This window comes from Nocardioides sp. IC4_145, assembly GCF_011250565.1.
Classification (GTDB): domain Bacteria; phylum Actinomycetota; class Actinomycetes; order Propionibacteriales; family Nocardioidaceae; genus Nocardioides.
The window spans coordinates 26,960-38,429 of the sequence record NZ_JAANMS010000005.1; the positions used below are offsets into that span (position 1 = coordinate 26,960).

Annotated in this window: 11 protein-coding genes; 5 read left to right on the plus strand and 6 right to left on the minus strand. The window is 75.1% G+C overall.

What is annotated here, in order from left to right; all coding sequences use genetic code 11:
* Positions 1–99: 99 nt before the first annotated feature.
* Together G6553_RS03885 and G6553_RS03890 are read right to left on the minus strand one after the other, a co-directional pair.
* Positions 100–918, minus strand: coding sequence for a VOC family protein (locus tag G6553_RS03885; protein ID WP_347565471.1), 819 nt, complete (start codon positions 916–918; stop codon positions 100–102).
* Positions 915–1,331, minus strand: a complete 417-nt coding sequence (locus G6553_RS03890; protein ID WP_166189351.1) for a VOC family protein — start codon at positions 1,329–1,331, stop codon at positions 915–917. The genes G6553_RS03885 and G6553_RS03890 overlap by 4 nt, the downstream gene beginning before the upstream one ends.
* Positions 1,332–1,546: 215 nt before the next feature.
* Here G6553_RS03890 and G6553_RS03895 point away from each other — a divergent pair, with 215 nt between their 5' ends.
* Genes G6553_RS03895 through G6553_RS03905 form a run of 3 tightly spaced genes read left to right on the plus strand, consistent with a single transcriptional unit; the run spans position 1,547 to position 5,006 of the window.
* Entirely contained in the window at positions 1,547–2,284 is a 738-nt protein-coding gene (locus G6553_RS03895; protein ID WP_166189353.1) for a hypothetical protein, read from the plus strand.
* 57 nt (positions 2,285–2,341) lie between these two features.
* Positions 2,342–4,342 (plus strand): sensor histidine kinase, encoded by a 2,001-nt coding sequence (locus G6553_RS03900; RefSeq protein ID WP_166189354.1) that lies wholly within the window; start codon positions 2,342–2,344, stop codon positions 4,340–4,342.
* Positions 4,335–5,006 (plus strand): response regulator transcription factor, encoded by a 672-nt coding sequence (locus G6553_RS03905; RefSeq protein ID WP_166189356.1) that lies wholly within the window; start codon positions 4,335–4,337, stop codon positions 5,004–5,006. The genes G6553_RS03900 and G6553_RS03905 overlap by 8 nt, the downstream gene beginning before the upstream one ends.
* A gap of 77 nt (positions 5,007–5,083) precedes the next feature.
* Here G6553_RS03905 and G6553_RS03910 read toward each other — a convergent pair whose 3' ends face one another.
* The 4 genes from G6553_RS03910 to G6553_RS03925 form a co-directional block, all read right to left on the minus strand.
* Positions 5,084–6,100, minus strand: coding sequence for a S66 peptidase family protein (locus tag G6553_RS03910; RefSeq protein ID WP_166189358.1), 1,017 nt, complete (start codon positions 6,098–6,100; stop codon positions 5,084–5,086).
* Positions 6,097–7,050 carry an FUSC family protein gene (locus G6553_RS03915; protein ID WP_347565472.1) on the minus strand — a complete coding sequence of 318 codons (954 nt, stop codon included), beginning with the start codon at positions 7,048–7,050 and terminating at the stop codon, positions 6,097–6,099. The genes G6553_RS03910 and G6553_RS03915 overlap by 4 nt, the downstream gene beginning before the upstream one ends.
* A 110-nt stretch (positions 7,051–7,160) precedes the next feature.
* Positions 7,161–8,867 carry a dihydroxy-acid dehydratase gene (ilvD, locus tag G6553_RS03920; RefSeq protein ID WP_166189360.1) on the minus strand — a complete coding sequence of 569 codons (1,707 nt, stop codon included), beginning with the start codon at positions 8,865–8,867 and terminating at the stop codon, positions 7,161–7,163.
* A gap of 60 nt (positions 8,868–8,927) precedes the next feature.
* Positions 8,928–10,019: a sialidase family protein gene (locus G6553_RS03925; RefSeq protein WP_166189361.1), complete on the minus strand. Its 1,092-nt coding sequence runs from the start codon at positions 10,017–10,019 to the stop codon at positions 8,928–8,930.
* Positions 10,020–10,061: 42 nt separating this feature from the next.
* On the opposite strand from G6553_RS03925, the gene G6553_RS03930 reads away from it, so the two are divergent.
* Together G6553_RS03930 and G6553_RS03935 are read left to right on the plus strand one after the other, a co-directional pair.
* Entirely contained in the window at positions 10,062–10,940 is an 879-nt protein-coding gene (locus G6553_RS03930; protein WP_166189363.1) for an EamA family transporter, read from the plus strand.
* 60 nt (positions 10,941–11,000) lie between these two features.
* The gene (locus tag G6553_RS03935) at positions 11,001–11,228 is read left to right on the plus strand and encodes a hypothetical protein (protein WP_166189365.1); all 228 of its coding nucleotides are present in this window, start codon (positions 11,001–11,003) and stop codon (positions 11,226–11,228) included.
* Positions 11,229–11,470: the final 242 nt, after the last annotated feature.

Here is an 11,470-nt window from a genome sequence, read left to right on the forward strand (position 1 = left end):
CTTTATCGGGTGGCCGATGAAGCTGCCGGTCCCCCGACGAAACTTCATCGGGTGGCCGTGAGGTTCATCGGGGCCCCGATGAACCTCACGGCCAAGCGCTCAGGCGCCGCGGCCGAGCCAGGTGGTGATGCAGGCGCGGTTGCCCTGGGCGTCGGCGAGGACCCAGAACCGCGGGGCGTACCCGTCGTCGACGAGGGTGCCGCCGGCCTCGACCGCGGCCCGGACTCGGCGCTCGGCGACCTCGGGCGGGACGCGGAGGTCGAGGTGGAAGCGCTGCTCGACGTCCTCGGGCGAGCGCGGGTCGGACTCCTGGAACCACAGGGTCGGACCGTGGCCGGTGGGGTCGCGGAGCTCGTCCGGGGTCTCGTCGTCGCCCTCGTAGCCGAGCAGTGCCGCCCAGAACGGGCGGACCGCGTCGAGGTCGTGGGTGTCGAGTGCGAGCTCGAGCACCGAGAGGCGCTCCGGCTCCGCGGTCGCCCCGACCCGGGCGGCCGCGTCGCTGATCTCCCGGGCGAGCCGGACGTCGCGCATCGTGGTGCCGCCGACGTCGTGGCTCCACAGACGGACCACCACGGCGGCGTAGGTCAGCTCGACGTCGGGGTGATGGTCGGCCTCCTCGGCGGCCTCGCCGATCGCGGCCACGAGCCGCAGCCCGGTCGCGAAGTCACCGGTCGCGAAGCGCGCGTGCAGCTGGTCGAACATCACCCGCCAGTCCGCGAGCAGCTCGGCCTCGACGTCGTGACCGCTGAGCACCGTGCGGTCGTCGGCGCCGGGGGTGGCGTTCATGGCGACCGTGGCGGGCTCTGAGGTGACGCCAGGATCGGCGCCGCGCTCGGGCGTCGCCCGCGGCCCGCCCTGCACGCCGGGCTCGGGAGCGTCGGTCCGGCCGGGGTCGCCCTGCTGGTTCTGGTCGGTCACGGGAGCACCTTCGATCCGATGGGTCCGGGGTTGTGCGCGACCTCCCACCGATACCCGTCGGGGTCGGCGAAGTAACCGGTGTAGCCGCCCCACACCCGCTCCTGCGCGGGGCTCACCGGGTCGGCACCGGCGGCCCGCGCGGTCGCCAACGACGCGTCGACCTCCTCGCGGGTGGCCACGTTGTGCGCGAGCGTGAACGGCGCGACGCCGGGCCCGGTCGCGACCGGGCCGACCTCGGCCTCGAACGCCGCCCGCACCCACAGCGAGAGCACGAGCCGCTCCCCCACCTCGATCATCACCACGTCGTCGGGCACCTCCAGCGCCGGCTCCCACCCGAGCCCGTCGCAGTAGAAGGCGCGGCTGGCCGCCAGGTCGGCCACCGCGAGCGTCACGAAGCTGAGCCGCTGGTCCATGGCCCGACCCTGCCACGGCTCACCGACACCGGCCATTGGCCATCGGCCATCGGCCATCGGCCATCGGCCATCGGCCATCGGCCATCGGCCATCGGTCACCGGCCACCGAGACCACCAGGAGCCCACGGAGTCGGGACGCGCGGCCCTGCCGGCCGGGACGGCGGGCGCAGCACGCTCGACCCACCGAGCACACCCGTCACCACCAGGAGCACCCCATGACCGCGATCGACGCCCTCGCCACCCCCGCCCCGGACCCGGCGGCGACCACCCCGAGCACCACCACGACCACCCGCCGTACGCCGCGGAGCGGCCGTCTCTGGGGCGCGAGCGGCGCGGTGGCCGGCCTGGCCGGCGTCGTGGCGATCCAGTCCTCGCTGCAGGTCGACGCGGCGTACTCCGAGGACGCCCAGGGCGCCGAGGCGATCGCCGACCGGCTGGCCGACCAGGTGCCGCAGCTGGTCGCGCTCCACGTGTCCTCGATGGTGGCCTGCGTGCTGCTGCTCGTCGTCGCCGCGGGCCTGCGCCGCCGGCTCCAGGACCAGGCACCGGCGGGGAGCCTGCTGCCGGACGTCGCGGCCGGCGGCCTGTTGCTGACCGCCGTGGTGGCGCTGATGGGCAGCGCGTTCACGACCGAGACGATCTTCGCGATCGGCGACGAGGAGTGGCCGCTGACCACCGAGTTCGCAGCCGTGGTCGCCCACTGGGTCGGCACCGTGCCGTGGCTGTGGATGGGCGCCGGGGTCACGGGCGTCGCGGTCGCGGTGGCGTCGTTGCGCCACGCGGCGGCCCCGCGCTGGCTCGGCTGGGTCTGCGCCGTCCTGGGCGGTCTGACGCTGGTCGCCGGCATGTCACCGATGCAGTACCTCGCCGGCATGCCCGGCCCGGTCCTCGTCCTGCTGCTGGGCCTCGGGTTCGCCCTGGGCGACCGGCGCGACCGGCCGCGTCACGGCTGAGCCGCGATCGTGCCAATCGCCCCCGGGACAGCGCCGCCGCGGCCTACGCTGCGCGCCATGTCGACCGTCGACACCGGCGTCCGGGCCCCCGCCACGGGCCCACTGCCTGCACCGCCCACGCGGCCGGTGGGCCGCCCGCTGGCGGCGGGTGCCGTCGCCATCACGTCCTGGACCCTCGTCGCGGCCGCCCTCGTGCTCCTCGCGCTGGCCCGTCCGACCGTCGACGAGAACATGTGGTTCCTGCTCGTCGACCTCACCGTCGGCGCGGTCTACGGCACGGTCGCGGCCGTCACGCTGAGCCGCCGCTCCCACCCGGTGCCGTGGCTGCTCGCCGTGGCCGCGGTGGGCGGCGGGCTGGCGGGCTTCGGCGCGACGTACACGATGCTCGACATGCGCCGCGGCGACCTGCCGTGGGTGGAGCACGTCTCGGCGCTCCAGGGCACGGCGTGGATGCCCGGCACGTTCGCGCTCTTCCTCGTGGTGCCGTGGCTGGTGCGGGAGCAGGCGCTGCGGCCGCTGGAGTGGGCCGCGGTCGCGGTCGGTGGAGCGCTGTCGGTGTGGATGCCGATCGCGTCGTACCGGATGGACCCGCACTTCTTCGACTGGTGCCGCCTCACGATCGTGCTGGGCCTGGTCACCGCGCTGGCGGTGGAGGTACGCCGCCGGCGCGGGCCGGTCGAGGAGCGCACGGGCCTGGGCTGGCTGGTCCTGGGCACGCTCGTCCTCGCCGTGTCCTTCCTCCCGCTGGTGGTCACCGTCGTCACCCTGCCGTTCTGGCTGACGCCGGCGCTGCACCTGGTCTCGCAGGCGGTGTTCCCGGCCGCCGTGCTGGTCGTGGTGCTGCGCAACCGGCTGTGGGGCCTGGGGCTGGTCGTGAGCCGCACCGTGCTCGCCGGCCTGCTCGCGACCGGCCTGGTCGCCCTCTACCTCGTGGTGGTCGTGCTGCTGACCCGCGTGCTGCCCGGCGACGGCACGCCGCAGCTGCTCGCGGCCGCCTCGGTCGCCGTGGCGGTCCAGCCGGCGCGGATCGTGCTGGCGCGCCGTGTGCACCGGCTGGTGTACGGCGACGCGGCCGACCCCAGCCGCGTCGTGCGCCGCCTGGGCTCGCAGCTGGTCGGCGACGCCCCCGTCGCGGACCTGCTCGCCTCGCTGGCCGAGGACGTCGGCCGGTCGGTCCGGCTGGAGTCGGTGGCCGTGCTGGCCGACGGGCTCGAGCCGGTCCGCTGGGGCGAGCCGACCCAGCAGCCGCAGGAGCTCGCGCTCCGCCACCGCGGCGAGCGCGTCGGCACGCTCGAGGTCACCCCGCGCGCCGGCGAGTCCCTCTCACCCCGCGACCTGGCGACCCTCGCAGACCTCGGGTCCGTGCTCGCGGCGTCCGTCGCCGTCGCCCGGGCCGCGGCCGACGTCGACGCGCTGCGGGTCCGACTGGCGTCGGTGCGCCTCGAGGAACGCCGGGTCATCCGCCGCGAGATCCACGACGGCCTCGGCCCCTCCCTCGCCGGCATCCGGCTCGGCCTGCAGGGCGCCCGCAACCTGCTCGCCACCGACCCCGCCGCCGCCACCGAGCTGCTCGGGCACCTGCAGGGCGAGGTCGACGCCGCCGTCGCCGGCGTCCGCAGCCTCTCCCACCACCTCCTCCCGCCGGTGCTCGACGAGCTGGGGCTCGGCGCGGCGCTCACCGAGCTCGGCGCCCGCCACTCCGGGAGCGAGCTCCGCGTGGACGTCGAGACCGACCGGTTCGACGGGCTGCACCCGCTGGTCGCGGCCGCGGCGTACGGCATCGCCTCGGAGGCCGTCACCAACGTCGTGCGGCACGCCGGCGCCACCCGCTGCCGCATCACCGCCCTGCGCGCCGAGCGCGAGGTCGTCGTCGAGGTGGCCGACGACGGCCGCGGCGTCCCGCCCGACGCGGTGCCGGGTGTCGGGTCGCGCTCCATGCGCGAGCGGGCCGCCGAGCAGGGCGGCACGCTCACCGTCTCCCCCGCACCCGGCGGCGGGACCGTCGTCCGCGCCGTCCTGCCCGTCGAGCCCGTCCCCTCCGAGGAGCGTCATGGCTGAGCCGGCCGCCGAGTCCACAGCCCGTCCGATCCGCGTCGCCGTCGTCGACGACCACCCGGTGTTCCGGCTCGGCATGGCCGGGCTGCTCGGCTCGCTCGAGGGCATCGAGGTCGTCGCGCTCGCCGAGGACGCCGCGCAGGCGGTCGAGCGGGTCACCGACGCGGTGGACGTCGTCCTGATGGACCTCCACCTCGGCGAGGACTCCGGCATCGAGACGACCCGCACCCTGGTCCGCGCCCTGCCCCGCCTCGCGGTCCTCGTCATCACCATGGACGAGGACGACGAGTCGGTGGTCGCCGCGGTCCGGGCCGGCGCCCGCGGCTACCTGCTGAAGTCGGCCTCCCCCGAGGAGGTCGAGCGCGGGATCCGCGCCGTCGCCAACGGCGAGGCGATCATGGGTCCGCAGGTCGCGGCCCGCGCGATGGCGAGCCTGACCGGCAGCCGGACGTCGGTGCAGGTGCCGTTCCCGGAGCTCTCCGACCGCGAGCGGGAGGTGCTGGACCTGGTGGCGCGGGGCTTCGACAACGCCACCATCGCCCGCCGCCTGGTGCTGAGCCCGAAGACCGTGCGCAACCACGTCTCCAACGTGCTGGCCAAGCTCGGCGTCCCCGACCGGGCCCAGGCCATGATCACCGCGCGTCGGGCGGGCCTGGGCGGGGAGTGACGGTCAGCCGGGTGCGGCGGCGCCGGCCTCGTCGGCGTCGGCCGGGTCGAGCCATCGCGCGCGCTCGTCGCGCCCGCTCACCACTCCTGGGTGATCTCGTGGCGGTCGCCGTCGACGACGACGCGGGCGCGGGCGCCGTTGACCAACGGGGCCTGCGGCTGGACGTGGCCGAGGTCGACGTCGAGCACGACCGGCACGTCGAGCCCGCCCAGCGCGTCGACGACGGCCTCGCGCTGGCTCATCTCCGGGTGGTCGGGCGCGGCGGTGCGCCCGACGAGCACGGCGTTCGCGTGGTCGAACCAGCCGGCGAGCCGCAGCCCGTGGAGTGTCCGGGCGATCGTGAACGGGCCGTCCTCGCACGCCTCGAGGTAGACGACCAGCCCCTCGTCGGCGTGCTCGCGGCCGAACGCCGGCACGTCGCCGTACGGCGTCCCGGCGATGGGCCCCATGATCTCGACGCAGCCGCCGACCAGCCGGCCGGTCACGTCCGCGCCGCCTCCGCCGAGCACCGACCAGGTGCCGGTGCCGTCGAGGGTCATCGTCCGCACGCCGGGGTCGGCCTCGTAGTCGTCCCAGCCGCTCGTGCGGTACCGCCCCGGGCTGCGCTGCGTGACCGGTCCGGTCGCGGAGGCGACGTCGACCCAGTGCGAGAGCCCGGCCGGCGGGTCGTAGGGGGTGTCCATGAGGTTCGCCCCGTGCAGGGTGCCCCAGCCGAGGCGGGTGGTGAGCGCGACGAGCAGCAGCGAGGTGTCGCTGAAGCCGACCAGCCAGGTCGGCTCCGCCCGCTCGAGCGCGGCCCAGTCCAGCAGGTCGAGCAGGTCGATGCCGAGCTCGCCGCCCCACGGCGGCACGACCGCGGCGATCGTCGGGTCGCACAGCATCGCGGTGAGCTCGGCCGCCCGCTGCTCCTTGGGCGCCGAGGTGACCCCGGGCGTGCCCAGGCACTCCCCCAGCACCACCTCGAGCCCGCGCTCCCCCAGGGCGGCGACGGCCGCGTCGAGCCGGCCCCGCATCGAGGGCTGGACGCCCGCCGACGGCGCCGTCACGCCGATCCGGTCGCCGGGGCGCAGGGGTCGCGGGAAGCGCAGGCTCATGCCGCCATCCTGCCGCGCCCCGCCGACGTCGTGCCGAGCCGGCGGGCGGCCCGGCCGACCACCAGCCCGACGACCACGCCGAGGAGCGTCTCGACGCCGCGGTCGAGCAGCAGCGTGGCGGTCGGGGTCGGCGCGACGAGGTGGACCATCAGCAGCGCCAGCGGGGTGATCACCACGAGCGCCGCGGCGTAGTTGCGGCCGACCAGGAGCTCGGCCAGCACCTGGAGCAGGACCACGACGAGCACCACGCCCAGCGGGCTGGGGTCCCAGGCGAGCAGCAGCGCGGCGAGGCCGAGCCCGAGCGTCGTCCCGACGATGCGGTGCAACCCACGGACCACCTGTCGCAGCGGGTCGGCAGCGGCGAGCGGCACGACGGCGGAGACCATCGCCCAGTACGGGTGGCCGATGCCGAGCCCGGTCGCCAGCGCCCCGGCGACCAGGACCGCGAGCGCGCTGGGCGCGACGTGGCGCCACAGACCCGTGCTCCGCCCGATGGCCGGCTCGCCGGGCGGGCGCGTGGCGGCGTACCCCCACTGACGCCGCAGCCCGGCGCCGGCGTTGCCGACGAGGAGCGCGAACGCCGCGGTGGCGCCGGCGACGAGGAGCGCGACCGGGGCGTCGGCCGGCTCGCTGGGGATCGAGGCGCAGGCGGTGAACGCGAAGACCGGGAACAGCGCGCCGGGCGGGTGCCACCGCTGCCGGTCGGACAGGACGGCGGCGCCGGCAGCGAGCAGGGCGGCCAGGGGCACGGCGAGCCAGGCGCGGTGCTCCGAGGTGCCGACGAGCACGCCGGCCACGACCACGCCGGCGAGCAGCACGCCCACCTCGGTCTGCAGGCGCAGGCGCAGCGGCCCGACCCGCTCGCGTCCGTAGAGCGAGGTGAACGCGCCGAACGCCGCGTAGATCGACCACTCGACCCGGTCGGCCGCGAGCAGCACGAGCAGCGGCACCAGGACCGTGAGCCCGGCGCGGGCGGCGACCCGGTGCGCGCCGGCGTGCGGCCCGAAGCCGAGCAGCTCGTCGACGAGCTGTCCGGCCCGGGACCGAGGAGCCTCGGCCGTCAGCTGGTGACCGCGCCGTGCGCGGCGGAGCGGACGGTGGCGGCGTACTTGCCGAGGACGCCGCGGGTGTACTTCGGCGGGTTGGGGGTCCAGCCGACCTTCCTGCTCTCGATGTCGTCGATCTCGACCTCGAGGCTGCGGTTGAGCACGTCAAGCGTGATCGGGTCGCCGTCGCGGACGAACGCGATCGGGCCGCCGTCGACGGCCTCCGGGGCGACGTGGCCGACGCAGAGGCCGGTGGTGCCGCCGGAGAAGCGACCGTCGGTGAGGAGCAGGACGTCCTTGCCGAGGCCCGCGCCCTTGATCGCACCGGTGATCGCGAGCATCTCGCGCATGCCCGGACCGCCCTTGGGGCCCTCGTAGCGGATGACCACGACGTCGCCGGCGACGATGCGGCCCTCGGCCAGCGCGTCCATCGCGGCGCGCTCGCCGTCGAAGACCCGGGCGGTGCCGGTGAAGACCGACTCGTCGAACCCGGCCGACTTCACGACCGCGCCCTCGGGGGCCAGCGAGCCCTTGAGGATGGTCAGGCCGCCGGTCTTGTGGATCGGGCGGTCGAGGCTGCGGATGACGTCGTCGTCGAGGTCCGGCGGGGCCAGGTCGGCGAGGTTCTCGGCCAGGGTCTTGCCGGTGACGGTGAGGCAGTCGCCGTGCATGAGCCCGGCGTCGAGGAGCGCCTTCATCACGACCGGGATGCCGCCGATCTTGTCGACGTCGTACATGACGTACTTGCCGAACGGCTTGAGGTCGCCGAGGTGCGGCACCTTGTCGCCGATCCGGTTGAAGTCGTCGATGGTCAGGTCGACCTCGGCCTCGCGGGCCATGGCGAGCAGGTGGAGCACGGCGTTGGTGGAGCCGCCGAGGGCCATGACGACGGTGATGGCGTTCTCGAACGCCTCCTTGGTCATGATCTGGCGCGCGGTGATGCCCTTGCGCAGCAGGTTGACCACGGCCTCGCCGGACTTGTGGGCGAAGCCGTCGCGCCGGCGGTCGACCGCCGGCGGAGCGGCCGAGCCGGGCAGCGACATGCCGATCGCCTCGGCGACGGCGGCCATGGTGTTGGCGGTGTACATGCCGCCGCACGCGCCCTCGCCCGGGCAGATCGCGCGCTCGACCTTGTCGACCTCCTCGCGGGTGATCTTGCCGGCCAGGCAGGCGCCGACGGCCTCGAAGGCGTCGATGATCGTGACGTCCTTGCCGTCCACGTTGCCCGGCATGATCGAGCCCGCGTAGAGGAAGACGCTGGAGAGGTCGAGGCGGGCCGCGGCCATCATCATGCCCGGCAGCGACTTGTCGCAGCCGGCCAGCAGCACCGAGCCGTCGAGGCGCTCGGCGCTCATCACGACCTCGACGGAGTCGGCGATGACCTCGCGCGAGACCAGCGAGTAGTGCATGCCCTCGTGGCCCATGGAGATGCCGTCGGAGACCGAGATGGTCCCGAACTCCATCGGGAAGCCGCCCGCCGCGTGCACGCCGTTCTTGGCGGCCTTCGCGAGGCGGTCCAGCGAGAGGTTGCAGGGGGTGATCTCGTTCCAGCTCGACGCGACGCCGATCTGGGGCTTCTCCCAGTCGTCGTCGCCCATGCCGACCGCACGGAGCATGCCGCGCGCCGCGGCCCGCTCGAGACCGTCGGTGACGTCGCGCGAGCGGGGCTTGATGTCGGGCGTGCTGGGGGTCTGGGCCTGCTGCGGGTCCTGCTCGGTCATGAGATTCAGCCTAGTCCCGGACGCCGCCCGCCCCCGGGCGGTCTCAGCGGGTGTGACGTGTCAGACGGCGGCGGCGCGCACGACCATGACGTCGGGCAGGTCGGCGACCGCGCAGCGCCAGGTGTCGCCCCCGTCGGGCGAGCACCAGACGGTGCCGTTGCGGGCGCCGACGTACACGCCGACCGAGGGGTGCTCGTCGGTGCACATCGCGTCGCGCACGACCGCGACCCAGAGCCCGTCGGGCAGGCCGTCGGGACCGCTGCCGAGCTCCTCCCAGGACTCCCCCGCGTCCCGCGACCGCCACACCCGCGCGCGCCCGTCGGGCGGGAACCGGCCGTCGCCGAGCGGGAAGACGTAGATCGTGTCCGGGTCGTGCGGGTGCACGACGACGGGGAAGCCGAAGTCGCTGGGCAGGCCGTCGGCGATCGAGGTCCAGGTGGCGGCGTGGTCGTCGGAGCGGTAGACGCCGCCGTGGTTCTGCAGGTAGAGCCGCTCGGGCCGTGCCGGGTGCCGGGTCACCTTGTGCACGCACTGGCCGAGCTCGGGGAACTGCTCGCCCTCGGGCAGGAACTCCGCCCGGATGCCGACGTTGCGCGGTCGCCACGAGGCGCCGCCGTCGGAGGTCTGGTAGACCCCGCCGGTCGAGATCGCGACCGTGACCGACGCGGGGTCGGTCGGGTGCGGCAGCACCGTGTGGAACGCCTGGCCGCCGAAGCCCTCGCCCCACTCGAGCCGGTGCGGGTGGTCCCACAGCGCCCGCTCGAGCGCGAACGTCTCGCCGCCGTCGCGCGAGCGGAACACCGCACCCGGCTCGGTGCCTGCCCACACCACCCCGGGCTCGGCGCCGGCGACGAGCTGCCAGATCCGCTCGACCGAGGCGTCGACGTCGTCGGGGAACCGGACCGCCCCGCCCGGGGTCTGCTCCCACGTCGCGCCGAGGTCGTCGGAGCGCCACACCTGGGGACCGAGCCAGGACGACGACGCGCCGGCGAGCAGCCGGACGCGTCCGTCGCGGGTGTCGACCAGGCAGGAGTAGACCTCCTCCATGGCGAAGTGCGGGCCGGTGAACGTCCAGTCCTCGCGCGCCTCGTCGGACCGCCCGACCCAGAGCCCCTTGCGGGTGCCGACCATGAGGACCGTGCTGCGGGCCATCCCCGCTCCTTCCGCCGTGCCGATGTCCCCTACGTTGACCCGGTGACGCGGACGAACTCATCGGCGGCCGTCCGCTCGGTCTCCCCGGTCTGGCTCGTCCTGGCCGGGATCGCCTCGGTCCAGCTCGGCGCCTCCGTCGCGAAGTCGCTCTTCGACGAGGTCTCACCCTCCACGATCGTCTGGCTCCGGCTGGTCACCAGCGCGCTCGTGCTCGTCGCGGTCGCCCGACCGGTGCTTCGCGGGAAGACCCGGCAGGACTGGCTGGTCGTGCTGGGGTACGGCGCGTCGCTGGGCTGCATGAACTGGGCGATCTACCAGTCCTTCCAGCGCATCCCGCTCGGCCTCGCGGTCACCATCGAGTTCGTCGGACCGCTGACGCTGGCGGTGCTCGGGTCGCGCCGGCTGCGCGACCTCGCCTGGGTCGGCCTGGCCGGCATCGGCGTGCTCCTCCTCGGCTTCGAGCGCACCGACCTCGACCTCGCCGGCGTGGCCTACGCCGTCCTCGCCGGCGCCGCGTGGGCGGCGTACATCCTGCTCAGCGCGGAGACCGGCGCCCGCTGGCGCGGCCTCGACGGCCTGGCGGTGGCGAGCATCGTGGCGACGCTGCTGCTCTCTCCCGTGGCGCTGGGGAGGTACGGCGACCAGCTGGCCGACCTGCGCATCGTCCTGATCGGGGCGCTGGTCGGCCTGCTGAGCTCGGTCGTGCCGTACACCTGCGAGCTCGTCGCCCTCCGCTCGATCAAGCCGTCGGTCTTCAGCGTGCTGATGTCGCTGGAGCCCGCGGCCGCGGCGCTCGCCGGCATCGTGGTGCTCGGCGAGCTGCTGGCGCCCGTGCAGTGGCTCGCCATGGCCTGCGTGGTGGTCGCCAGCGTGGGCGCGACCCGGACGGGCCGGTCGCTCGCCGAGCCGGTGCCGGACTAGTTCACCGGGACGTCACACGACCTTGACCGGGGTGTCGTCCCGGCCTCCTAGCGTCGGGTCATGGCCTCCCGCGCGTCGCTCCCGCTGCTCCCGACCCTCGTCCGCCGGGTCCGCGAGTGGCCGGAGGAGTCGCAGCTGCAGGCCAGGCGCAACGCCATGGTCGCCTCCACCGCACTGGCCCGACGACGTGCCGAGCGCATCGAGGTGGAGGAGTTCCTGGCGGCCCGGGCGATGACGGCCGCCCCGGCTGCCCCGGCCACACCGGCCGGTCGCGTCGCGCACGGCTGAGGTCGCCGGCCCGGCACCTCCCTGCCGGGCCGGCGGCCTCCTTCGGCCGCTCCGCCGGCCCCTCCGGCCGGTTCGGCCGTCACTCCCGCCACTCGAGCCACACCGGCGGGTCACTCCGCGGCCTTCCCCGTCGCTCTTCGGCCATCGCAACAGCAGGGAAGCGCCAGCATCCCAAGTTCACTTGGGATGCCGACACTTCCCTGCCTTTCCCACCGCCGCACCGACCCGCCCGCCCGTGGGCT